This window comes from Streptosporangium vulgare, from assembly GCF_042428775.1.
Lineage (GTDB): Bacteria > Actinomycetota > Actinomycetes > Streptosporangiales > Streptosporangiaceae > Streptosporangium > Streptosporangium vulgare.
The window spans coordinates 20,758-43,695 of the sequence record NZ_JBHMBS010000045.1; the positions used below are offsets into that span (position 1 = coordinate 20,758).

General features: G+C 72.4%; 21 protein-coding genes and 1 pseudogene. 9 read left to right on the top strand and 13 right to left on the bottom strand.

Annotation, left to right across the window (positions count from 1 at the left end):
- Positions 1 to 20: 20 nt before the first annotated feature.
- The 3 genes from helR to ACFFRH_RS42015 all read right to left on the bottom strand — a co-directional run bounded on the left by helR (position 21) and on the right by ACFFRH_RS42015 (position 4,675).
- Entirely contained in the window at positions 21 to 2,171 is a 2,151-nt protein-coding gene (gene helR, locus ACFFRH_RS42005) for an RNA polymerase recycling motor ATPase HelR (protein ID WP_386163623.1), read from the bottom strand.
- Positions 2,172 to 2,721: 550 nt separating this feature from the next.
- Positions 2,722 to 3,579, bottom strand: a complete 858-nt coding sequence (locus ACFFRH_RS42010; RefSeq protein ID WP_386163625.1) for a TIGR03943 family putative permease subunit — start codon at positions 3,577 to 3,579, stop codon at positions 2,722 to 2,724.
- Positions 3,580 to 3,637: 58 nt separating this feature from the next.
- Positions 3,638 to 4,675: a permease gene (locus ACFFRH_RS42015; RefSeq protein WP_386163627.1), complete on the bottom strand. Its 1,038-nt coding sequence runs from the start codon at positions 4,673 to 4,675 to the stop codon at positions 3,638 to 3,640.
- Positions 4,676 to 5,082: 407 nt separating this feature from the next.
- Between ACFFRH_RS42015 and ACFFRH_RS42020 the strand changes: the two genes are divergently transcribed.
- The 3 genes from ACFFRH_RS42020 to ACFFRH_RS42030 are packed head-to-tail and all read left to right on the top strand — an operon-like array spanning position 5,083 to position 6,090.
- On the top strand, positions 5,083 to 5,409 hold the full coding sequence (locus ACFFRH_RS42020) for a PadR family transcriptional regulator (protein ID WP_386163629.1): 327 nt from the start codon (positions 5,083 to 5,085) through the stop codon (positions 5,407 to 5,409).
- Positions 5,406 to 5,762 carry a DUF1048 domain-containing protein gene (locus ACFFRH_RS42025; RefSeq protein WP_386163631.1) on the top strand — a complete coding sequence of 119 codons (357 nt, stop codon included), beginning with the start codon at positions 5,406 to 5,408 and terminating at the stop codon, positions 5,760 to 5,762. Before ACFFRH_RS42020 ends, ACFFRH_RS42025 begins: the two co-directional genes overlap by 4 nt.
- 1 nt (position 5,763) lies before the next feature.
- A complete protein-coding gene (locus tag ACFFRH_RS42030) occupies positions 5,764 to 6,090 on the top strand; it encodes a DUF1048 domain-containing protein (protein WP_386163633.1) in 327 nt (108 codons plus the stop codon).
- 169 nt (positions 6,091 to 6,259) lie between these two features.
- On the opposite strand, the gene ACFFRH_RS42035 is transcribed toward ACFFRH_RS42030, so the two are convergent.
- From ACFFRH_RS42035 to ACFFRH_RS42045, 3 genes are read right to left on the bottom strand one after another with little or no spacing between them, the layout of a single operon-like run.
- Complete coding sequence (locus tag ACFFRH_RS42035; RefSeq protein WP_386163635.1) at positions 6,260 to 7,213, bottom strand: class I SAM-dependent methyltransferase; 954 nt, start codon at positions 7,211 to 7,213, stop codon at positions 6,260 to 6,262.
- Between the two features lie 56 nt (positions 7,214 to 7,269).
- Positions 7,270 to 7,977 (bottom strand): alpha/beta fold hydrolase, encoded by a 708-nt coding sequence (locus tag ACFFRH_RS42040; RefSeq protein WP_386163637.1) that lies wholly within the window; start codon positions 7,975 to 7,977, stop codon positions 7,270 to 7,272.
- A gap of 47 nt (positions 7,978 to 8,024) precedes the next feature.
- On the bottom strand, positions 8,025 to 8,945 hold the full coding sequence (locus ACFFRH_RS42045) for an EamA family transporter (protein WP_386163639.1): 921 nt from the start codon (positions 8,943 to 8,945) through the stop codon (positions 8,025 to 8,027).
- Positions 8,946 to 9,040: 95 nt separating this feature from the next.
- Here ACFFRH_RS42045 and ACFFRH_RS42050 point away from each other — a divergent pair, with 95 nt between their 5' ends.
- A complete protein-coding gene (locus tag ACFFRH_RS42050) occupies positions 9,041 to 9,964 on the top strand; it encodes a LysR family transcriptional regulator (protein ID WP_386163641.1) in 924 nt (307 codons plus the stop codon).
- Between the two features lie 45 nt (positions 9,965 to 10,009).
- On the opposite strand, the gene ACFFRH_RS42055 is transcribed toward ACFFRH_RS42050, so the two are convergent.
- Complete coding sequence (locus ACFFRH_RS42055; protein ID WP_386163643.1) at positions 10,010 to 11,383, bottom strand: aspartate aminotransferase family protein; 1,374 nt, start codon at positions 11,381 to 11,383, stop codon at positions 10,010 to 10,012.
- 68 nt (positions 11,384 to 11,451) lie between these two features.
- Between ACFFRH_RS42055 and ACFFRH_RS42060 the strand changes: the two genes are divergently transcribed.
- A complete protein-coding gene (locus ACFFRH_RS42060; protein ID WP_386163645.1) occupies positions 11,452 to 12,357 on the top strand; it encodes a LysR family transcriptional regulator in 906 nt (301 codons plus the stop codon).
- Positions 12,358 to 12,573: 216 nt separating this feature from the next.
- Here the strand turns inward: ACFFRH_RS42060 and ACFFRH_RS42065 are convergent, their stop codons facing one another.
- Positions 12,574 to 13,041 carry a MarR family winged helix-turn-helix transcriptional regulator gene (locus ACFFRH_RS42065; protein ID WP_386163647.1) on the bottom strand — a complete coding sequence of 156 codons (468 nt, stop codon included), beginning with the start codon at positions 13,039 to 13,041 and terminating at the stop codon, positions 12,574 to 12,576.
- Positions 13,042 to 13,103: 62 nt separating this feature from the next.
- Here ACFFRH_RS42065 and ACFFRH_RS42070 point away from each other — a divergent pair, with 62 nt between their 5' ends.
- Positions 13,104 to 13,490: a tautomerase family protein gene (locus tag ACFFRH_RS42070; RefSeq protein ID WP_386163649.1), complete on the top strand. Its 387-nt coding sequence runs from the start codon at positions 13,104 to 13,106 to the stop codon at positions 13,488 to 13,490.
- A 146-nt stretch (positions 13,491 to 13,636) separates the two neighbouring features.
- Here ACFFRH_RS42070 and ACFFRH_RS42075 read toward each other — a convergent pair whose 3' ends face one another.
- A complete protein-coding gene (locus tag ACFFRH_RS42075; RefSeq protein WP_386163651.1) occupies positions 13,637 to 14,836 on the bottom strand; it encodes a cytochrome P450 in 1,200 nt (399 codons plus the stop codon).
- Positions 14,837 to 14,933: 97 nt separating this feature from the next.
- On the opposite strand from ACFFRH_RS42075, the gene ACFFRH_RS42080 reads away from it, so the two are divergent.
- The gene (locus ACFFRH_RS42080) at positions 14,934 to 15,104 is read left to right on the top strand and encodes a hypothetical protein (RefSeq protein WP_386163653.1); all 171 of its coding nucleotides are present in this window, start codon (positions 14,934 to 14,936) and stop codon (positions 15,102 to 15,104) included.
- Between the two features lie 277 nt (positions 15,105 to 15,381).
- Positions 15,382 to 18,504, top strand: coding sequence for an AfsR/SARP family transcriptional regulator (locus ACFFRH_RS42085; RefSeq protein WP_512701140.1), 3,123 nt, complete (start codon positions 15,382 to 15,384; stop codon positions 18,502 to 18,504).
- A gap of 143 nt (positions 18,505 to 18,647) precedes the next feature.
- On the opposite strand, the gene ACFFRH_RS42090 is transcribed toward ACFFRH_RS42085, so the two are convergent.
- The 4 genes from ACFFRH_RS42090 to trpB form a co-directional block, all read right to left on the bottom strand.
- Positions 18,648 to 19,415, bottom strand: a complete 768-nt coding sequence (locus ACFFRH_RS42090; RefSeq protein ID WP_386163657.1) for an ArsR/SmtB family transcription factor — start codon at positions 19,413 to 19,415, stop codon at positions 18,648 to 18,650.
- Positions 19,416 to 19,562: 147 nt separating this feature from the next.
- Positions 19,563 to 20,309 (bottom strand): GntR family transcriptional regulator, encoded by a 747-nt coding sequence (locus ACFFRH_RS42095; RefSeq protein WP_386163659.1) that lies wholly within the window; start codon positions 20,307 to 20,309, stop codon positions 19,563 to 19,565.
- Positions 20,306 to 21,091, bottom strand: a complete 786-nt coding sequence (trpA, locus tag ACFFRH_RS42100) for a tryptophan synthase subunit alpha (RefSeq protein WP_386163661.1) — start codon at positions 21,089 to 21,091, stop codon at positions 20,306 to 20,308. The genes ACFFRH_RS42095 and trpA overlap by 4 nt, the downstream gene beginning before the upstream one ends.
- The gene (gene trpB, locus ACFFRH_RS42105) at positions 21,088 to 22,305 is read right to left on the bottom strand and encodes a tryptophan synthase subunit beta (protein ID WP_386163663.1); all 1,218 of its coding nucleotides are present in this window, start codon (positions 22,303 to 22,305) and stop codon (positions 21,088 to 21,090) included. Before trpB ends, trpA begins: the two co-directional genes overlap by 4 nt.
- A 320-nt stretch (positions 22,306 to 22,625) precedes the next feature.
- Here trpB and ACFFRH_RS42110 point away from each other — a divergent pair.
- A pseudogene (locus ACFFRH_RS42110) lies at positions 22,626 to 22,938 on the top strand (histidine kinase); the annotation flags it as partial.

Consider the following 22,938-nt stretch of genomic DNA (forward strand, 5'->3'; position numbering starts at 1 on the left):
GAGCGGGCGCTCGCCCGGCGTCAGGGGCTCGTGAGGATGACGAGCCGCTGGGTCGCCCGGGTCATGGCGACGTAGCGGTCGACCGCTCCCGCGACGCCCTCGCCGAACGCCTCCGGGTCGACGAGGACGACCAGGTCGAACTCGAGCCCCTTCGCCAGCTCCGGGGTGAGCGACCGGACGCGGGACGTCGCCGGGAACGCGGGGTCGCCGATGACGCAGGCGATCCCCTCGGCGTGCGCGGCGAGCCAGGTGTCGAGGATCGAGCGCAGCTCGGAGACGGACCCGCGTACGACGGGGACGTCGCCGCTGCGGATGGACGTCGGCACGTTGGCGTCCGGGAGTACGGCCCGGATGACCGGTTCGGCCTCCGCCATGATCTCTTCCGGGGTCCGGTAGTTGACGCTCAGGGAGGCCAGCTCGATCCGGTCGATCCCGATCCGCTCCAGCCGTTCCCGCCACGACTCCGTGAACCCGTGCCTGGCCTGGGCGCGGTCCCCGACGATGGTGAAGCTCCGGGACGGGCAGCGCAGCAGCAGCATCTGCCACTCCGCGTCGGTCAGTTCCTGGGCCTCGTCCACGACGATGTGCGCGAACGGGCCGGCGAGCGGGTCCGGTTCGGCGCCGGGCAGTACGGTCTCGTCGACCAGGGCGTCCTTCATGTCCTGTCCGTGCAGCATCGTCACCGCCCCCTCGCCGTCGTCGTCGGCTTCGAGCAGGGCGTCGACGACGGTGGCCATGCGCTCGCGTTCGGCGGCGACGGCGGCCTCCTGGCGGCGCCTGCGCCGTGACGCCTCCGGGTCGCCGAGCCGCTGTCGCGCCGCGTCCAGGAGCGGCAGGTCGGACACCGTCCAGGCCTGGGCGTTCTCGCGCCGCAGCCGCCGGATGTCGTCGGAGCCGAGCCAGGGGGCGCACATCCGCAGGTAGGCGGGCACCGACCACAGGTCTGCGACGAGGTCGGCCGCCTCGATCAGCGGCCACGCGCGGTTGAAGACCGTGAGCAGCTCCCTGTTGCGCAGCAGCGACTTGCGCAGCAGGTGGGCCGGGGCCTCCTCGTCGTCGTGCTTGTCCGTCAGGATCGTGAGCAGTTCCTCCCAGATCCGGTCGCGCGCCTCGTTGTGCGGCGTACCGGGTTCCGCCGCCTCGAACGCCTCGGCCCAGTCGTCGGCGCTCAGCCGGATGTCGGCCCAGTCGGTCGTGACCGTCATCGCCTGGGTGGGCGGGTTCTCGTAGAACCTGACGGCCGGCTCGATCGCCCGTACCAGGTCCGCGGACGACTTCAGGCGGGCCACCTCCGGGTCGGCCTCGGTCGTCGCCGCCGCTCCCTCGGCGACGAGGTCTCGCAGGGTGCAGGTCCGTACGCCGTCCTCCCCGAGGCTGGGCAGGACGTCGGCGACGTAGGCCAGGTAGGGCTGGTGCGGGCCGACGAACAGCACGCCGCCCCGGCTGTGGCCGAGGCGGGGGTCGGAGTAGAGGAGGTAGGCGGAGCGGTGCAGGGCGACGACGGTCTTGCCCGTTCCGGGGCCGCCGTCGACGACGAGGGCGCCGCGGGATCCCGCTCGGATGATGGCGTCCTGGTCGGCCTGGATGGTGCCGAGCACGTCTCGCATCCGGGGCGACCGGTCGGCGCCCAGGCTGGCGATGAAGGCGGACTGGTCGTCGAGCGCGGCGTGTCCCTCGAATCCGTCCTGGGTGAACACCTCGTCCCAGTAGTCGCTGATCCGGCCGCGGGTCCAGCGGTACCTGCGGCGGCTCGCCAGGCCCATCGGGTTGGCGTGGGTGGCTCCGAAGAACGGCTCGGCCGCGGGGGATCGCCAGTCGAGCAGCAGCCGGCGGCCCGTGCTGTCGGTGAGGCCGAGCCGTCCGACGTACACGGGTTCGGGGTCGTCCGCGCCGACCATGTGCCCGAGGCACAGGTCCAGGCCGAAGCGGCGCAGGGTGCGCAGGCGAGCGGTGAGCCGGTGGATCTCCAGGTCCCGGTCCAGCACCTGCCGGCCCTTGCCGCCGGGTGCCCTGCGTTCGGCGGCGAGGCGGTCGGACAGGTCGGTGATCGACTGTTCGAGGCTCCGCGCGATGGCCGCGAAGTGCCGCTCGTCGTCGGCGATCAGCGCCGGGTCGGCCTTGGGGGAGAGGTGGTCGGGAAGGTCAAACGCGCTGGTGGTCAGCGGGTTCACGTCATCGGCTCCGATCTGAGGTCGTTTGCGACCGTCGCGCGTGGCAGGGCGTCCGGACCGGCGTGACGACCGGCGGCCGTGCCGGGCGGCGCTTCGCCGGGCACGGTTCCCGTGGCCGCCGCCGCTCCGGGGCGTCAGGATTCGCGAGTTCGCGAGTTCGCGAGTTGGCGGACTCGCGGGTTCGCCGGTTCCGGGTTCCGGGTCGTCGGTCCCGTGGGGGTCACGCGGAGGACAGGGGCGGCCTTTCCCTGCTGATCGCGTCGAGCGGTGTCGACAACGGCACACGCATTTCGTATCCCCCGTTTCCGCAGGTTCCGGCCCCGGCGGACGATTATGCGGTACGACCCGGGTCTTGCGGCAAGCCCCCCGGTGCGCTATACGTTAAAAGTGGAAAGGAGTGGATAACTCCCCTTTCCCATCGCCCGCCATGGACGGGCCACCTCCTCGGGAGACGCGCCGCGCCCGCCGGCGCCCTCGGCCCGGGAGGGTCACCCACGGGCCCGCGGAGAGAACGCGCCGGTGAATCCGAGCCCGCAGGCGTCCTTCGGTGTCACTCGTACTGCTCGTCGGGGGCCTCGACCCTGGTGAGGCTCTTACCGGTGAGCTGGGGGTAGATGACGCCGGTGGTCATCTTGCCGAAGGTCTGCGGGATCCAGGTGCCGGTGACCTCGACCCAGGTGTCGGCGGGCGGTGCCTGCAGCCCCCTGACCGCGACCTTCAGGGGGAACGCGTCGGCGGCGCAGCAGGCGATCTGCATGCGGGTGACGTACCACTGGCCCTTCTTCTTGGCGGGGGAGACGAAGCCGGTCAGCCTGACCTCGCGGCCGGTGAGGGATTTCTTGTCGTCGTCCCAGGCGCGGCCGATGAAGTCGCCGATGGTCATCTCCACGGGGCCGGTGCCGGTGAGCGGGGTGAAGGAGCCCAGGCTCTGGTCGCGGGGCGGCGGGGTGTCGTCGCGGGAGGCGGCGAAGGAGCCCAGCGCGGGCGGCGCGATCAGGAAGATCGCGAACACCGGCAGGCACAGCAGCCACGCGACCCGGGGGCCGCCGTGCGCGTGGTCGTGCCCGCCACCGTCACCGCCACTGTTTCCGGCACCGTCTGCGGGCCCGTGCCCGTGCCCGCCCGCACCGGACCGGTCATGATCATGCGGGTGTTCGTACGCGCCGGAGTGATTATGCGGGTGCTCGCGCGTGCCGTCCCGTACGCCCTCCTCCGCCGCGGTCTTCCCGGCCCGGACCGCCTGGAACAGCCCGATGAGCCCGAGGGCCACCAGCACCACCCCGGCGCCGATCAGGAACGGCCGGAAGCCGGGTTTGACGTAGTTGAGGTAGGTCGTGGAGAACGCCGAGATGCGCAGCACGGCGCAGCCCAGCAGGGTGAGGACGAGGTTCTGGGTCACACGGTTCATCGGGAAGCGCGGGTTCCTTCCGCCGCAACGGGGCGCGAGGGGGAGGGGGACGGGGGCGTCACAGCAGTAACCGGCCGAACAGGATGCTCACCAGGACGGCGAGGGCGAAGGTCAGCGGGACGAACCTCACCGTGAAGGCCCTGCCGAACGTGCCGGCCTGCAGCGCGATCAGCTTCAGGTCGACCATCGGGCCGACCACCAGGAAGGCGAGTTTGGCGGTGGGGGAGAAGGCGGTCATCGAGGCGGCCACGAACGCGTCGGCCTCCGAGCAGATCGACAGCAGCACCGCCAGCAGCGCCATGACCAGGACGGCGAGCCAGGGCACCTCGGCGATCGCGGTGAGCCACTCGCGGGGGACCGTGACGTTCAGCGTGGCCGCGGCCAGGCCGCCGACGATGAGGAACCCGCCCGCGTGCAACAGGTCGTGCCGCATCGCCTCGCCGAACCGCGCCCATTTACGGCCGTCGCCGTGTGGCCGGGAGGGGATCCGCAGCCAGCCGGCACGGCCGAACCTCAGCCACAGCCAGCCGACCAGCACCGCCACGGTCAGGGACGCGCCGAAGCGGGCCAGCACCATCAGCGGCTGGCCGGGGAAGGCGACGGCGGTCGCGACCAGCACGATCGGGTTGATCGCGGGGGAGGCGAGCAGGAACGCCAGCGCGGCGGCCGGGGCCACCCCCCTGGCCATCAGGCCCGAGGCGACCGGGACGGACGCGCACTCACACCCCGGCAGCACGGCCCCGGCCACCCCGGCGACGGGGACGGCGGCGGCCGGGTGCCTGGGCAGCGCCCTGGTCCAGAACGACGCCGGGACGAACGCCGTGATCGCCGCCGACAGCGCCACCCCGAAGACCAGGAACGGCAACGCCTGCACGCAGATCGCGACGAAGATCGTGGCCCACGTCCGCAGCGCGGGTGCCGTCAGGTGCGGCGCCAGAGTGAGACGGCCCACCACCAGCAGGACGACGACGAACGCGAACCCCCACGGCAAAGCGTGTCTGGCGGAACCCTCACGCCCCCAGGAGTCAGGGGGGAACGGGCTCTCGTCGGCGGCCCACACGTCCACGTCGCGCGGGCCGGATCGAAGCTCGGGCATGCGCCCTATCGTGGCAGACCGTCCAGGGGGGTCGGGACGGTCTCTCCGGGAAGCCGCGTCGTGAAGGCGCGAGACTCTTTCCAAGATCAGCCATAACCCGGAAAAACGGCTCGACGTGGCCGGGCGCCCGCCTCTCGGCGGAAGCGCCGGCCCGGTCCAGGCGGGTGATCAGATGTGGATCACGGCGTGGGCCGGAGCTTTCGCCGGCCCACGCCGGCCCGCTCCCGCCGACGGGCCTCCTGCGGTCCCCTCCCATCGGCCGCGCGCCGGGCGCGGCGCCGATGGTTCGAATCGCTTCCACGGTCCGTGCTCCGTGCTCGCCGCCCGCTGGCATCGCCCACTACTCGGTGGTACCGTGTACTGGTACTCGGTGCCACCGAGTACCAGGAGACCGAAGAGGACCCACGATGGACGACCTGACGGAGATGCTGAAGGGCACGCTTGAGGGCTGCGTGCTCGAGATCATCGGCGGCGAGGAGACCTACGGGTACGCCATCACGCGCCGGCTGAACGAGCTCGGCTTCGCCGACGTCGTCGAGGGGACGGTGTACACCATCCTGCTGCGGCTGGAGAGGAACGGGCTCGTCCGGGTGACGAAACGACCGTCCGGGCTCGGCCCGCCACGCAAGTTCTACGCGCTCAACGACGCGGGGCGCGAGGAGCTCGCGACGTTCTGGGCGAAATGGGAGTACGTCACATCGCGGATCGACAAGCTCAAGGAGGGCGGGAGATGAACTTCTGGGAGACCATCACGGGCAGCGACCTCACCAGGGAGTGGAAGGCGTTCGATGCCCGGGCCGAGGCGTTGCCGGCCGGCCACCGGGCGGCGTGGGAGGAGATCAAGGGGCACCTCTCTCCCTACGCGGACTTCACGGGCCGGAACCTGATGCCGATTCTCGACGGCGCCCTGGGGCTGCTCGAAGAGACGGCGGCCGACGGGCAGGACATTCACGAGGTGGTGGGTGACGACGTCAAGGGCTTCTGCGCGGCGCTGGCCGGCGGAGAAGGGGCCCGGAGCTATCGCGACCGGTGGCGCGAGCAGCTGAACAGGAACGTCGCGAGGAAATTGAACCGGCTGGGAGGCTGACGTGGGCATCCAGGACATCATCGAGGGCAAGAGGCAGTGGCGGGCGCACGTGGCGCGGGTCAAGGCGCTCCCGCCGGACTACCAGATCGTCTACAAGGAGATTCAGAGGTACCTCTTCAAGGTCGGGCCGGTCGACCTGCCCGACGGGTCCCTGCTCTCGGGGATCGTCGATTTCTTCGAGGAGGGCGTCGCAGCCGGCAAGGGAGTCCTGGAACTCATCGGCGACGACGTCGCCGCCTTCTGCGACGACCTGGTCAAGGACTCGCGCACCTACGCGGACGTCTATCAGGAGTCCATCGGGGGGAGACCCGGCACGGCCGAGAAGTGACCCCCGTCGACCCGGCCCTGTATCCACCGCCCGATCGGTGCCGGTGGTGAACGCCCCCCCGCGGACTGGAGGGCGCGGCGGACCTTGGCATCTTGCGTGACGCGCAGGGCGCGGCCGGCCATGGCCGGAGACGAGTTCACGAACGCCGTACGCGCAACGGCCCGATCGCTTACGCCGTCCGGGTGGCGCCGGGTGGCCGGCGACGGCGGGCGGTGATGATCCAGGCACGCGAGTCGAAGTAGACGCCGCCGGTGTCGTGGGCGGCGAGGGTGGCGCGCAGCCGCGTGCGCGCCTGCTCGGCTGCCGCGGCGTCGAGGTCGGCGAGCAGGTCTTCGTACTCCCGTAGGCGCATCACGTTGTCGAAGGCGGCGGCGGTGTCCGGGCCGTAGTAGACGGGCTCGTGCACGTCGGTGAAGCCGACCTGGGTGAAGCCCGCCGCCGTCAGGACGCCTCGTGCGATGGCCGGGTCGGCGAGTGAGAACGGGCCCGGGCCGCCGGAGAGAGGGGCGGGCGCGGCCGTCGCGGCGGTGAGGCTCCGGCGGATCGCGGAGGCCCACTCATTGCGGTCGCGATCTTGCCAGACCAGCAGCACGAGACGCGCTCCGGGGCGCAAGGCGCGCCGGATGTTGGTGAACGCGGCGACCGGGTCGGCGAAGAACATCGTTCCGAACCTGCTGATGCAAAGGTCGAAGTGCGTCGACGGGAAGGGGTGAACCTGGGCGTCCGCGCACTGGTAGGTGATGTTGGGCAGTCCCTGCTCGTCGCTGAGCCGGCGGGCCCGTTCGAGCATCGGCGCGGAGAGGTCGACCCCTGTCACGCTTCCGGCGGCGGCGGCGCGGGCGGCCTCGCGGGTGGACTGCCCCGTGCCGCAGCCGATGTCGAGCACACGGTCGCGCGAGCCGACGCGGGCGGCGGCACGGAAGAGTTCGTTGTGCGGACGCAACTCCGCGTCGTAGTCGAACAGGCCGGTCTGCCTGGTCCCGTGCTCGCCCGCGGTCGGTTCGGGGTCCGGCCGCGCCCGGGTGTCTCGCCGGTCGTCGATCGGCTGCCCGTCGGCGTGCCGGCCGGGCGGATGCCGACGCGTCAGGGCTTCGCCGGGTCCTTCGCCGGGTGCGCCTCGCATCCGGTCCGGCGACGCCGTTTCCGGAAGGCTGGGCGGGCCGGCCGCCGAGGGACGGTTCACCGCTCGGCCCTCGTGGCGGACGCGGTGGCCGCGTAGCCCGCCAGGATGTCCGCCACCTCTTCGGGGCGGCTGAGGGCGACGCAGTGGCCGCCCGCGATCTCGTCGGGGACGATGCCCAGGCGCTCGGGCACCAGCCGGCGAAAGAAGCCGGGCGGGAAGAAGCGGTCCTCACCGCACAGCACGAACCTCGTCGGCACGTCCGGCCACGCCTCCAGCGGCCACGGAGCGGCCGACGCGGCCCTGGACGGATGGTCGCGCTCCCTGCCCATCGCCTCCGCGGCCAGTTCCCGGGGTACGTCGTGGTAGAAGCTCACGAACGGATCCGCGTTGCCGGTCAAGCCGCCGTCGCGCTCGGCCTGCTCCTCCACCGCGTCGCGGTAGCCGGTGTTGGCCCACCACTCGTCCGGGGACTCACCCGGCGACGGGATCATGCCGGCCAGCAGGACCAGCACGTCGACGGGCAGCCGATCGGCGACCAGCGAGGCGGTGAACGCGCCGAACGAGTGGCCCACGACGACCAGGTCCCGCTTGTCGCCGACGGCCTCGACCACGGCGTCGGCGTAGTCCGCCAGGGTCTTCGACGCGTCATCACCCGGAAGGTCGGGAGCCAGCGCGTCGTGCCCGCGTGCTCGCAGCCCGGCCGCCACCAGGTGCCAGGACCATCCGGCGTCCCCTCCGCCGTGGATCAATACGAATGTGCTCATCGGACTCTCCCTTGGTCGGTGGATCCCGGATTCGGTGGAACCCGGATTCAGCGGCGGAACTCGGAGCGCACGACGACGGCGACCGCGAGCACCACGATCACGCCGCCGGCGAGGGTCGGCACCGTGACCGGTTCGGCGAGGAGCAGCCATCCCAGGCACAGGGCCACCAGCGGATTGACGTACGCGTACGTGGCCGCCAAAGAGGTCGCGGTCGACTGCAGCAGCCAGATGTAGGCCGAGAACGCCAGGACGGATCCGAACAGGACCAGGTAGGCCCACGCCGCCCAGGACCGGGCCGAGTAGGCGACCGGGTCGAAGCGCTCGCCGGCGGCCAGCCCGATGATCGTCAGCGCCCCACCACCGACGAGCATCTCGTAGACCGCGACCGCGAACGGGTCACGCGGCAGCTCGATCCGCGGCTGGTACCACGAGCCGAACGCCCACGACAGGCCGGCGACGAGGACGACCGCCATGGTCCAGACCGGAAAGGTGCCACCGAGACCGTTCGCGGTGACCACCACGACCATGCCGCAGAAGCCCGTCGCCACGCCCGCCACCGTCCGGCCGGCGGGTCGCTCGCCCGACAGTACCCGATAGCAGATCACCCACAGCGGCACTGCCGCGACCAGCAACGCCGTGATCCCCGACGGAGCCCCGCCGTACTCGGCGAGGGTCACCAGGCCCTGGCCGAGTACGAGCAGCAAGAGCCCGATCCGCGCGCATCCCAGCAGCTGCCGGCGGGTCACGGCCAGTCGGCCCGGACCGCCACGCGCCGCCAGCGCCCCGCCCAGAAGCAGGCCGGCCGCCAGGAAGCGGACACCGGCGCTCACGAGGGGCGGCATCTCCTCGACCATGATCCGGATCGCGAGGTAGGTCGAGCCCCAGACGACGTAGACGATCGCCAGGGCGGCCCCGACGAGCAGGAGAGGGCTTCGGGCTTTCGCCGGCACAACGGTGGCTGCTGTCATACCGGTCACGCTAGGAGCCGAGAGCCATCGTGAAAAGCGATTGTTTCCGATTGAGTCAATCGCTAGAAGCGATGAATGTGAGTACGCTGGGACCCGTGACCGATCTCGAACTGAGGCACCTGGCCGCGATGGCCGCCGTCGCCGAGGAGGGCTCGTTCGGCCGGGCGGCGACCCGCCTCGGCTACACCCAGTCGACCGTGAGCCAGCAGATCGCCGCGTTGGAGAGGTCCGTCGGCGGCCCGGTGTTCGACCGGCCGGGTGGGCCCAAGCCTGTGCGGATCACACCGCTCGGCGCCGTCGTCCTCGGACACGGACGCGAGCTGCTGGCGAAGGCGGCGGCCCTGGCCGAGGCCGTGGACCGGTTCCGGGCCGGCGAGGGCCGGATCGACATCGGCACCCTCCAGAGCGTCTCCACGGTGATCTTGCCGGTCGTCGTCCGGCGGCTGCGCGACGAGCACCCCGGCTGCGACATCCGGCTGTTCGAGGGGGAGCCGGAGTCGCCCCGGATCGGCGACCTCGACCTGCTGTTCTACGACGGCCCCCTCGACGGCGACGTCGAGCACGTCAAGCTGCTCGACGACCCGTACCTGCTGGTGGCCGGGCGCGGCACCTTCTCCGGGCGTTCCGTCCCGCTGGACCGGCTCGACGGCGCGCCGCTGGTGGCCTGGCCCTCGACCTGCGACCAGCCCAGGGTGGAGGAGGCGTTCGCCCGCGCCGGCGTGACCCCGAAGATCGTCTTTCGCACGGCGGGCAACGACACGCTGCTGTCGATGGTGCGGGCCGGGATGGGGTCCGCGGTGCTGCCGTGGCTCGCCGTCCACGCCGCCGAGGCCGACTCCGACGACCGGCTCCGCGTCCACGAGCTGCGGCCGGCCATTCCCCCGCGCGAGGTCTGCCTGCACTGGCGGGCCGGCCGTACCCACTCCCCCCTGGCGGCCCGGGCGATCGAGATCGCCGTCGAAGTCGCGTCCGGCCTGGCCGGCGGACCGGCCCTGGAGTACTCCGGCCCGAACGCGTAGGCGGGGGTGACGCGCGGGCGGTGGGGGTGAAGGCCGGCTCCCACCTCACCTGGCGGCGGTGGCGTCGAGCACGGCCTTGAGGGACGATTCGAGGATGTCCACTCCGGCGTGCAGTTCGTCGTCGCCGATCGTGAGAGGCGGGGCGAGGCGGAAGATGCCGCCCATCCCGGGCAGCTGGACGATGTTCACGTGCAGGCCGCGTTCGAGACAGGCCGAGGTGATCGCGTTGCCCAGCGCGTCGGCGGGCACCTTGCTTCTCTTGTCCTTGACGAGCTCGATGCCCTGCAGCAGGCCACGGCCGCGGACGTCACCGACGACCTCGTAGGTGTCGCGAAGCGCGAGCAGCCGTTCGGTGAGCCGGCCGCCCAGCCTCGCGGCGCGTTCCGTGAGGTTCTCGCGGTCGATGACGTCGAGGACCGTCAGCGCGACGGCGGCCGCCAGGGGGTCGGAGACGTGGGTGGTGTAGAAGAGGAAGCCCCGTTCGTGGCAGAGTCGCTCGATCTCGGCGGTCGTGACGACGGCCGCCACGGGCAGCCCGGCTCCCAAGGTCTTCGACAGCGTCAGGATGTCGGGCGCGACCCCGTCGCGCTCGAACGCGTACATCGTCCCGGTGCGGCCGAGACCGGTCTGCGCCTCGTCCAGGATGAGCAGCATCCCGCGCTCGTCGCACATCTCCCTGAGGCGGCGCAGATACCCGGGCGGCAGGTCGATGATCCCGCCCGAGGACAGGATGGGCTCGACGAGGCAGGCGGCGAGACTCCCGGCGGACTGGCGGTCGACCAGGGCGAAGCCGTAGGCGAGCTCGGCCTCCCAGTCGTGGGAGCCGTCGCAGGAGCGGAACGGCGAACGATAGGCGTTCGGTGTGGGCAGCGCGAGGTTCCCCGGCATCGGGGGACCGTAGCCGTGCCGCCCGGCCGAGAAGGTCGCGGCCGCGGCCCCCTGGGTCATGCCGTGCCAGGAGCGGTCGAAGGAGACGATCTCGAAGCGGCCGGTGGAGAGCTTGGCCATCTTGATCGCGGCCTCGTTCGCCTCGGCCCCCGTGGTGAGCAGCAGCATCTTGCCGAGCGACGGGGGCAGGGTCGCGGTGAGCCTGCGGGCGAGCTCCAGCACGGGCGTGCTGAGCATGCCGCTGAAGAGGTGGTCCAGCGACGCGACCGCGGACGAGACCGTCGCCACGATGTCCGGGTGCGCGTGGCCGAGGATGGAACTCATCTGCCCGGAGGTGAAGTCGAGGATCGGCCTGCCCTCGCGATCGAAGACGTAGGCGCCGGAGGCGCGTTCGATGACCCGGGGGGTGAAGCCGGCCCCGTAGCGGATCAGGAGGCGGTCCGCCTCCTCCCAGAACGTCGTGTCCATCGCCAGCCCTCTCTCACCGCGCCCGGAAGGACGCCCGATGTCCTGCTCGATGCCATCCTCCATCGGCGGCAACGCTCGGAACAAGCAAACAAATACGCCTCGTCGTTCGGTACTGCCTTATGTTTGACGCCATGCTCAACCCGCAACGTCTCGCGATCCTGCGCGCTGTCCTGGCGGCCGGGTCGATCAACAAAGCGGCACGCAACCTCGGCTACTCTCCCGCGACGATCAGCCAGCACATGACCACCCTCGCGAGGGAGACCGGGCTGGTCCTCTTCGAGAAGCAGGGGCGCGGCATCAGCCCCACCGACGCCGCGCGGCACCTGGCGGATCAGGCTCAGTCGCTCCTCGCCGACTTCGGGCGCCTCGAACGCGTCGTCGCGGACCTGCGGGGCGGTCAGGCGCAGCATCTGGCGATCGCCTGCTTCGCCTCCGCGGCCGAGCGGTGGATCCCGGAGGTCGTGCGGACCGTTCGCCGGCACCGGCCGAACCTCACCGTCGAGATCAGCCTCAACGAGCCCGTCGACGGGCGTGGCCGCCGGCGGCCTGACCTCGACATCCGGACCGAGCCGGTGGGCGGAGCCGGGGTGCACCTCGACGGCTACCGGCGTCACGAGCTCGCCGTCGAGGAGCTCGTCGCCGTGCTCCCTGCCTCCCACCCCCTCGCCGACGCCCACGAGGTCGCCCTCCGGGACCTCGAAGGGGAACCCTGGATCGACCACGACATCTACGACAGCCCGATCGGGCAGATCATCGTGACCGCCTGCCGGGCCGCCGGCTTCACGCCGCGCTACGCCGCCCGCCTGGACGACCACCGGGCGGCGCTGCGGCTGGTGGAGACGGGAATCGGCGTCACCGTGCTGCCGCGCCTGGCCGTCGCGGAGCTTCCCGGCGGAGTCGTCGCCAGGCCCGTGGTCCGCCCCACCGTCCTGCGGCGCATCGTCGTGCACGCCCGCCAGGACCGGCGCCGTGGCGACCTCATCGCCCGCGCGGTGACACAGCTTCGCGCCGGCGCCCGCGAGGGAGAACCCGCGTAGCCAGGGCGCCCCGTGTTCCGCGTTCCGCCGGTGATTCGGGGGCCGATCCGAGAGCGCCCGTGGTGTCGGGCGGCGCCTCGCGTCCCGCGGGCCGTCGCGGTGAGGCCGGCGATCGTCGCCACGCGCGCCGCGTCGCCCGCGAGGACACCATGCCGGGGCGGGCAGGGCTTCCGGGGTCTCCAGGGCCTCCAGGGCCTTCGGAACCTGCACCTCGCCTCAGGTGGGCATCCGCCTGCCCAGGGCGGTCTCGAAGGCGCGCATCGTCCGCACGATCGTGGCGCGTTCGGCCGGGGTGAGGTCGGTCAGGACCTCGGTCCACGCCAGCGCGCTGCCCGACAGCCACTCGCGGATCGGCTCGGCGTACCGCGGCGCGATCGCGACGACCCGCCGTCGCCGGTCGGCGTCGTCCTCCTTCCGCGTCAGGACGCCGCGGCGGGACAGGTCGCCCACCATGAGGCTGACGGTCGTCGGAGCGACCTCCAGCCGCTCCGCCAGCCCGCTCACCGTGAGAGGACCGTCGTACTGCAGGTAGGAGAGCAGCGACAGGTGGCGGGGCGCGAGGTCGAGCGTCCGCAGCGGCTCCGGAACGGGCAGCCGCTTGGCTCGCCCGACGAGTCTGGGCATCAGCAGCAGCATCGACCGCACCGCCTGCTGGGCCGTCATACCGTCCGCGTCGTTGACCATCTGGCACCTCACCAATTACCTTTGAACTTAAAGCTAATTTGGGAACAAACGGGAGGCCCACGATGCCACATCTGACTGTCCGGGTCCTGGAGCCGCAGCTCGAAGGCAACGAACCGGCCCTCATCGCCGCCCTGACCGACGCGGTGGTCGACGTGTACGGCGAGTGGGCGCGCGACGTCGCGGTCATCCACCTGGAGGGCGTACCCGCAGGACGGTGGGGCCTGCGCGGCAAGCCGGTCGACGAGGCCCCACCCGTGATCGTGTTCGGTATCCGCGAAGCGGCGTTCGCCCGCCCCGACAGCGGCGAGATCATCGCCAGGCTCGTGCGAACCGTCACCGACGCCGCCGCCGGGGTCCTCGGGGCGCACCTGCGCGACACCGTCACGGTCGAGCTCGTCGCGACCCCGGCCGGCCGCACCGCGATCGGAGGTGTGATCGTCGACGGCTAGCCCGTTCTCGCGCGTCGAGGTGCCCGGCGTCATCGAAAGCCGCCACCGGGCTTCGCCGGCATCTCCACCCACCCGTCTACCCGCTCGCTCGCCACCGGCACGCCGGGCCGGTTCCGGAACAGCCGCCTCCCGTCACCGGCTCGCGGTCATACGTCCCAGGTGACCGGAAGGCTCTTCACCCCGTAGATGTCCGCGGTCTCCGGGCGCAGGCCGACCTCCTCGGCGGGTACGGCCAGGCGCAGGGTGGGGAGGCGGTTGAGCAGGGCGGGGAGGGCGACTCGCATCTCGACGCGGGCCAGTTGCTGGCCCAGGCACTGGTGGATGCCGTGGCCGAAGGCCAGGTGCCCGCCGTCCTGTCTGGCGAGGTCGAGGGTGTGGGGGTCGGTGAAGCGGTCGGGGTCGCGGTTGGCGGTGTTGTAGGACAGGATGACCGTGGTGCCGGCCTTGATGGTGTGGCCGCCCAGTTCGACGTCCTCCAGGGTCGTTCTCATGAAGGTCTTGGCGACGCTGAGATACCGCAGCAGCTCTTCGACGGCCTTGTCGGTGAGGGTGGGGTCGGCGCGCAGCGCGGTGAGTTGCGCGGGGTTGCTCAGCAGGGCGAAGGTGCCCAGCGCCAGCATGTTCGCGGTGGTGTCGAACCCGGCCGCCAGCAGGATCAGGGCGATGCCCCTCAGCTCCTCGTCGGTCAGGTCGCTGTCGAGCAGGTCACTGAGCACGTCGTCGGTGGGGTTCGCGCGCTTGGCGGCCACCAGCTCGGCGAGATAGTGCTGGGTCGCGGTGTAGGCCGCGATCAGCTCCTCGTCGCCGACCTCCCCGCCGAGGAACTTGTCGATGTTCTCCTGGAAGGAGCCCCGGTCCCGGTACGGCACCCCCAGCAGCTCGCAGATCACGATGGAGGGAATGGGCTTGGCGAACGCGGTCACCAGGTCGGTTGGCGGCCCGGCCTCCTCCATGGCGTCCAGATGCTCGGCGGTGATCTGCTCGACGCGCTCGGTGAGCAGCCGCATCCGCCGGACGGTGAACCTGCCCACCAGCGGTTTCCGGTAGCGGCCGTGCTGCGGCTCGTCCATGAGAAGGAACTCGCCGGGCGCCGCGGGTGGGACCTCGATGTCGCCCATGTCGATGGTCGGGTGGTGGCGCATGAGCTCCTTGCGGGAGCTGAAGCGCGAGTCGGCCAGGACCGACCGGACCAGGTCGTAGCCGGTGACCAGCCAGCCCTGATGCCCGTCGGGGAAGGGGTAGCGGCTGATCGGGCCGTGCTCGCGGGCCTGGATCAGCTCCCTGGGCGGGTCGAAGGGGCAGCCGGGCTCACGCGCGGCCGGCAGCGTGGTGACGGTGTGTTCCATGGTCGTTCCCCATTTCGCGATAGTACGTGTCCGGCGTGGCTCGAAAGCCGCGTCGCGTTCGGAATTCGTGTCAGCCGCAGGAGGTGCTCGCGGGCAGGTGGTCAGCACGGATCAAAGCGACCTCGCCCGGCGTCTGGCGATCTCGCTCGATCTCGCTCGGCATCGCCCGACATCGGGCGGGGTCGGGGCGATGGGGCCGCACCCGCTCGAACCGTTCATGGCGTTCACCATCGCCGACCGCCCTGACACGGGGCTGTCGCCGTGCTGACGCGGCCGCTGACACGACACCGCGTCCGAGCACGAGGCCGATCGTCCTGACCCGCGGCGCCGTCCTCGAACACGCCCCGCGTGACCTGCGCGTCAGCGCCGTCCGCCCCGGCGCCGCCGACCCCCACGATCGGCCTCGTGATCGCCGGGGAGGGCTCGACCGTGCCGAGACCGTGCCGAGACCGCACCGAAGCCGCGCCGAAGCACGTGCCGAAGCCGGGGCCGGCCGGTCCGGCGACCGGCTCGGGACGTCGCCACGGTTCGGCACAATGACTGATGTGCGAGTTGAACTGCTTGGTCCGTTCGAGGTCCGGGACCGCGACGGGGCCGTGGTGGAGGTTCCCGGGATCCGGCTGCGCGCGCTGCTGGCCGCACTCGCCCTCGAACCCGGCCGGAGCGTCTCGCGCGGGAGGCTGGTGGACTGGATCTGGGGGCGACGGCCGCCCGCCGACGAGGTGAACGCCCTGCAGGCGCTGGTGTCCAGGCTGCGCAGGGTGCTGCCGGACGGTGTGATCGAGGCCGATTCCGGCGGGTACCGGCTGGCCGTGCCTCCCGACGCCGTGGACGCGCACCGGTTCGAGCACCTGATCGGGCAGGCCCGTGCCGCCGAGCCCGCGGCGCGGGCGGATCTGCTGCGCTCGGCCCTGGCCCTGTGGCGCGGTACGGCCATGGCGGACATCGCGCTGCGAGACAGCGACGCGTTCGACACCGCGGTCGCCCGCCTGGACGAACTCCACGTCGCCGCGCTGGGGGATCGGGTGGACGCCGACGTCCGCCTCGGCCGTGGCGCGGAGCTGGTCTCCGAGCTGACCGAGCTGGTCGCCGCCCATCCGCTGCGGGAGGGGTTCGTGGCGGCCCTGATGCGGGCGCTCGCCGAGGCCGGGCGCGGCAACGAGGCGTTGACCGTTTACCAGCGCACGCGCGAGCGGCTCGCCGAGGAGCTGGGCGCCGATCCGTCGGCCGAGCTCTCCGCGCTGCACACCGCGTTGCTGCGGGGCGAGCTGGGCGAGCGGGCGGAGAGTCGCAGGACGAACCTGCGCGCCGAGCTGACGAGTTTCGTCGGCAAGGACGACGACGTCTCCGCGGTCGCCGCCCTGGCCGTCGGGCACCGGCTGGTCACCTTGACGGGGGCGGGCGGCTCCGGCAAGACGAGGCTGGCCACGGAGACCGCCCGCACGATGCTCGCCGGGCTGCCGGACGGGGCGTGGCTGGTCGAGCTGGCCTCGGTGCGGGCGGGCGGTGAGCCGGCGCAGGCCGCCCTCACCGCGATCGGCCTGCGTGACCAGGCACTGCTCGGTGGCGCGCGGGCCGGGGAGCCGATGGATCGGCTCATCGCCGCGGTCCGGGGGCGCACGATCCTGCTGATCCTGGACAACTGCGAGCACGTGATCGAGGAGGCCGCGGCTTTCGCGGACCGGCTGCTGGGGGAGTGCCGGATGCTGCGGATCCTGGCCACGAGCAGGGAGCCGCTCGGTATCACCGGGGAGGTGCTGTGGCAGGTCGAGCCCCTCGCGCTGCCCGCACCGGGAGCGGCCCCCTCCGAGGCCGGATCCTCGCCCGCGGTGCGGCTGCTGCGGGACCGCGCGGATCTGGTACGCCACGACATCGGCTCCGACCCGCACACCCTGTCGGCCATGGCGCGGATCTGCCGGGCGCTCGACGGGATGCCGCTGGCGATCGAGCTGGCCGCGGCACGGCTGCGCACCATGTCCGTCGATCAGCTGGCACGACGGCTCGACGACCGGTTCCGCCTGCTGACCGGCGGCAGCCGTACGGCGCTTCCCCGGCACAAGACGCTGCGCGCGGTCGTGGACTGGAGCTGGGACCTGCTGACCGAGGCCGAACGCGGCGTGCTGCGGCGGCTCTCGGTGTTCTCCGGCGGGGCGAGCCTGGAGGCGGCCGAACGGGTGTGCGGGGACGAGGCGTCCGGGGAGCAGACACTCGACGTGCTGACCGCGTTGATCGAGAAGTCGCTGCTGCTCGCCGACGGCGAGGGCACGCCTCGCTACCGGATGCTCAACACCATCAGGGAGTACGCGGCGCACCGGCTCGCCGAGGCCGGGGAGAGCGAGCAGGCGCGCCGGGCACACCTCGCCTACTTCACCGAGCTGGCCGAGACGGCCGACCCGCACCTGCGCCGGGCCGGGCAGCTGGAGTGGCTGTCCACGCTCGACGCCGAGAAGGACAACATCAACGTCGGCCTGCGCGGGGCGATCGCCGAGGGATGGGCGCAGGAGGCGATGCGGCTGGTCGCGGCCGTAGGCTGGTACTGGTTCCTCACCGGGTACAGGACCGAGGGCACCAAGCTGAGCATCGCGGCGGCCTCGCTGGACGGTGAGGTGTCCGACGAGGTGCGGGCGATGGCGTACACCATCGTGGCGATTTTCGTGACCTCCGGGGTCGGCGACCAGTACCAGGCGCGGGAGTGGATCCACGAGGCGCACCGGCTCACCCGGCGCGGCGGGTATCGCAACCCGCTGCTCGGGTTCGTCGAGCCGCTGGAGCGGATGGTGCGGGACGTGGCCGACTTCCTGCCCGCGTTCGAGCCGCTCATCGCCGACGGCGACCCGTGGGTGCGAGCGCAGGCCAGGCTCACCCGCGGACGGTTGCGGCTCACGCTCGGCGGCGACGAGACCGACGTGGACGCCGACGTCGAGATCGCCCTCGCCGAGTTCCGCGCGCTGGGTGACCGGTGGGGGATCTCGATGGCGCTGACCTTCCTGGCCGACCGGCTCGCCATGCGCGGAGAGTTCGCGCGCGCGTGCGAGCACTACGGGGAGGCGGTCACGGCGCTGACCGAGGTGGGCACGGACGAGGACGTGGTCGGCCTGCGGGCGCGGCAGGCCCAGCTGTACTGGCTGCTCGGCGACGAGCGGTCCAGCACGTACGCCATGGCCGAAGCGCGGCGGTGCGCGAGCGGGGTCACCTGGCCGGACGCGCTCGCCGAGCTGGCGCTCTCGAAGGCGCAGCTGGCGCGCTGGCGCGGCGAGCCGGACGAGGCACACCGGCACCTGGCCACGGCGCGGGCGGAACTGGGCGACTCCGTCCGCGCCAAGGCCCTGGACCTGTACGGCTACCTCGCCGAGGATCTCGACCAGGCCCGCTCGTATCGGACCGAGGCGTTCCGCACGGCCGTGAAGTACACCTATCCGCCGCTGATCGCCGAGGTGCTGATCGGGCTCGCGGATCTCGCGCTGCGCCGGGGACAGTACGAACAGGCCGCGCGACTGCTCGGGGCGAGCGACGAGGTGCGCGGCACGCCGGATCGTTCGCAGCCGGACGCTTCCAGGATCGCCGCGGAAACGCGGAGTCGCCTCGGGGAGGCCGCGTTCGCCGAGGAGACCCGTGCCGGGCGGCGGCAGGACTGGCGTGAGCTGGCCGAGATCACGCTCGCCTCGTGAACGTCACGCGTGCCTGAGGGGAGCCGATCGGCGTGAGCCCCCGCCCGCCAGGTGATCGCGCCGACCGGCCGGGCCGGCCCGGCCGGTCGGCGCGATCCGCGGTGTCTTCGCCGTGGTTCCTCGATCGCGCGGGGCGGACCCGCTCACGGTGGCGTGAGGTCGATGCCGAGGACGTCGCGCAGGCCCCGGCGGCCGGCGTCGGTGACGCTGACGGCGCGGGTGGTGCCGGTGCGCCGTATCCAGCCGGCCTGCGTGAACCGGTCGAGCAGGCCCCGGCCGAGGGCCCCGGCGAGGTGGTGGCGTTGCTCGCTCCAGTCGACGCAGTAGCGGACGGGCCGCCGCCGCGCCGGCAGGCGCAGGCCGAGGCCGGCCAGGAGTTCCTCACCGGACGCGGTGAGGGTGTAGTCGACGTCGTGGCCGTAGCCGGTGGGCCGGTCCTGCCGGGCGCGCGCGAGGTCGAAGGTGCCGTCGCCCCCGGTCAGGTGACCGTTTCCGATCATCGCGGACATGAGTTCGACGCCCAGCCGCCCGGCGAGGTGGTCGTAGCAGGTGCGGGCCTCGCGCAGCGCGTGGGCGCGGGTGTGCTGGCGTAGCGAGCTGATCGGCATGGCGGGCGCGAGCTGTTGCAGGGCTTCGATGAGGCGTGCGACGGCGGGCCCGGCGAGCCGGTAGTAGCGGTGGCGCCCACGGGCCTCGACTGCGAGCAGCCCTCCTTCCGTCAGCTTGCCCAGATGGCTGCTGGCGGTGGCGGGGCTCACCCCGGCTTCGGCGGCCAGGCGGGTGGCGGGCAGGGCCCGGCCGTCGTCGAGGGCGAGCAGGATCCGGCACCGCCCGGGGTCGGCGACCAGCGCGCCGATCACCGCGATGTCGGCGTCCCCACCTGCCCGTGGCGCGGGTTCCGGATGTCCCATGCGGCCAGGTTAACCCCGCCTCCGTTCGACGGCCGTCGAAACGTTTCGTAGTTGGCGTCGGGGTATGCCCCCGCGAGGGCCGGGCGCCTCCCCGAGGGGGAGGGGGCGCGGGCCGCCGTCCGGAGCCTTCCCCCGGACCGTGAACGGTCAGTGCTGGGAGACCCAGTGCAGCGACAGGTCCGTGGCCTTGCGCTCGGCCCTGATCTCCATCCACTCGCCGAGGATCGTGGCGTGGTCCATGACGACCAGGGCGCCCTGGTCGTCATAGGTCGCCCGTTCGCTGACGAAGACCGGGGCGCCCGCCGGGTGCCGTAGCAGCGCCGCGACCGGGGCGGTGAGCAGGGCCGGCCTGATCCGTTCGGTCGCCCGGTGCACCCGCGCGCCGGCGTCGGTGAGCGCGGTGTACAGCGGGGTCTCGGTGAAGTCGGCCCCCCTGATCGCCGAGGCGTGCGGCTCGACGACCCAGGAGACCTGGTGGACGGCGGGCCGGCCCAGCAGGTGCCGTACGCGTGCCAGCCGGAGGGCCCGGCGGTCGGACGGCGCGTCGCCCAGCAGCCGGGTGAGCGAGCGCGGGGCCCGCCGGATCGCGGCCGACAGCACCTCGGTCCGCAGGGGGTACCCCTGCCTGCGCAGGTCGTCACCAAGGCTGCGCAGTGTGTCGAGGGGGTACTCCGCACTGGCCGGCGTCACATAGGTGCCGCGACCGGCCCGCTGGACGATCAGGCCCTCGCCGCTGAGGACCTGCAACGCCTGCCGCAGCGTCATCATCGTCACGCCGTAGGAGGCGCTGAGCTCACGCTGCGCGGGCAACGCCTCGCCCGCGCGGTAGTGGCCCGACCTGATCTTGTGGGTCAGGTCGTCGGCGATGGCGCGGTAGCGGGGCGTACTGCTCATCTGGCTCCCTGGTCGAGTGCGCGTCGAATGCTCGCCACGTATTCTCCCAGTTCGTGCGGCCGGGCGCCGTCGAGGAGCGCGCGCATCAGCGCCGAGGCCACCACGACGCCGTCGGCGTGACCCGCCAGCTCGGCGGCCTGCGCCGGGTTGGAGACCCCGAAACCGAACAGGACCGGCCGGTCGGTGAGTTCCTTGAGCTCGCGGCCGAGCCGGGCGGCCCGCTCGGGAATCTCGCCGCGCTCGCCGGTGGTGCCCATGCGGGTCAGGGCGTAGACGAAGCCCCGGCTGCGCTCGGTGATCTCGCGCAGCCTGGCCCGGGAGGAGGACGGAGCGGCGAGCAGCACGAGGTCCAGGCCCTCGGCCGCCGCGGCGTCCGCCAGCTCCCCGGCCTCCTCCAGGGGCGAGTCGGGCACGATCAGCCCGCGCAGCCCGCTCGCGGTGAGCGCCGCACAGAACTCCGCGGCGCTTCGCTGCACCACCAGGTTGCTGTAGGTCATCGCGATGAGCGGTACGCCGACGTCGAGTGCCGCGACCTCCCGGAGGATCCCCCCGACCGTGGTCCCGGCCGCGATCGCCCGGTCGGAGGTCTCCTGGATCGTGACGCCGTCCAGCATGGGGTCGGAGAAGGGGAGGCCCAGCTCGACGGCGTCGGCTCCGGCGTCGGCGTAGGCGCGCACGACGTCCGTCCACCCGGGGGTGACCCCGGCGGTGACGTAGGGCACCAGCAGGGGACGTCCCGCGCCGCGGCGCGCGACCAGGAACTCTTCCAGGGATCCGGTCACAGCAGCTCCTTGATGGAGGCGATGTCCTTGTCTCCCCTGCCGGAGAGAGTCAGCATCACGGTCGATCCCGGCGCGATCTCGCCGGAGGTGGCGGCCCGGATCACCCAGGCCACGGCGTGCGAGGACTCCAGCGCGGCCAGGATCCCCTCGGTACGGGCCAGGCGGAGCAGCGCCTGGACGACCTCCTCGTCGTTCACGGTCTCGTAGCGGGCGCGCCCGCCGTCGCGTAGATGGGCGTGCTCGGGGCCGATCCCCGGATAGTCGAGGCCCGCCGCGACCGAGTGGGCCTCCCTCACCTGGCCGTCCTCGTCCTGGAGGACCAGCGAGCGGAAGCCGTGCAGCACCCCGGCCCTGCCGAAGGTCGCCGCCGCGCCGCCCTCGGCCTCGACCCCGACGAGCCGGGCGGTGGTGTCGGCGAAGCCGGCGAACGTGCCCGCGGCGTTGGAGCCGCCACCGATGCAGGCGACGACGTAGTCGGGCACGCCGACGGGGAGTTCGGCGGCGCACTGGGCGCGGGCCTCCTCGCCGATCACCCGCTGGAACTCGCGCACCATCCACGGATAGGGGTGCGGGCCCATCACCGACCCGACGCAGTAGTAGGAGTCGTCCACCGACGACACCCAGTGCCGCATCGCCTCGTTGCAGGCGTCCTTGAGGGTACGGCTCCCGGTCGTGACCGGTACGACCTCCGCGCCCAGCGCGTTCATCCGCAGAACGTTGAGCTCCTGCCGCTCGATGTCGCGCTCGCCCATGAACACGGTCGCCCTGAGGCCCAGGAGCGCCGCGGCGGTGGCCGTGGCGACGCCGTGCTGGCCCGCGCCGGTCTCGGCCAGCAGCCGCTGCCTGCCCATCCGGTGAGCGAGCAACGCCTGGCCGATCACATTGTTGATCTTGTGTGAGCCGGTGTGCGTGAGATCCTCGCGCTTGAGGAACAGGGCGATGCCGAGCTCGCGGGAGAGCCGCCGGGCGGGGGTCAGTGGAGTGGGACGGCCGGCGTAGACCGTGAGCAGGGTGTCGAGCCCGCCGCGGAACCCGGGGTCGCCCCAGGCCTCGCGGAACGCCGCCTCGATCTCGTGGCAGGCCGGGATCAGCGACTCCGGCACGTACCGCCCGCCGTAGGCTCCGAACCGGCCGGTGGCGCCGGGATCGCTCATCGCGCGGGCGGCGGCGGGCATCGTGACGCCCCGCCGGCCGGACCAGGACATCTCGCCCATGATCGACTTCTCTCTCTCGACTGTTCTAGAACAGTAGCCCAGAGCCGCCGACAGGCAAACCCCGGATCCCCGGGGGGCCCGGCCGATTTCCGCCTCTCCGCCTGAGCTGCCCGGACGACCGCCGGGGCCGTCCCGGGCCTCCTCCTCGCGGCGCACGGGTCGCCCTCGGTGGTCGCGATGGCGTGCCCGCAGGTCCGGTGAACGGCCCGCACGGGCGCGGCGGGCGCGGTGCGTACGTGGGTGGCGAGCGGCGCGGCGGAGGTGGACCGAGCTCGGATGCGGGGTGGGCGCCGGGGCCACCGGATGCGAGACTTCGCCCTATGACGGAAAAGGAGCCGCGTTCCCTGATCCCGAACATGCGGCTGGACGAGCTGCTGTCAGAGCTGCAGGGGCGTCTGGAGGCGGTGCTGGCCACCCGCGACCGGGTGCACGCGCTGCTGGAGGCGGTGGTCGCGGTGGGCAGCGACCTGGACCTGGAGACCGTGCTGCGCAGGATCGTGGAGACCGCGACCCGGCTGGTCGACGCCACCTACGGTGCGCTGGGCGTGGCCGGGGAGCACAGCACGCTCGTCCAGTTCGTCCCGGTGGGGTTGAGTGAGGAGGAGATCGCGCGGATCGAGCACTGGCCGCACG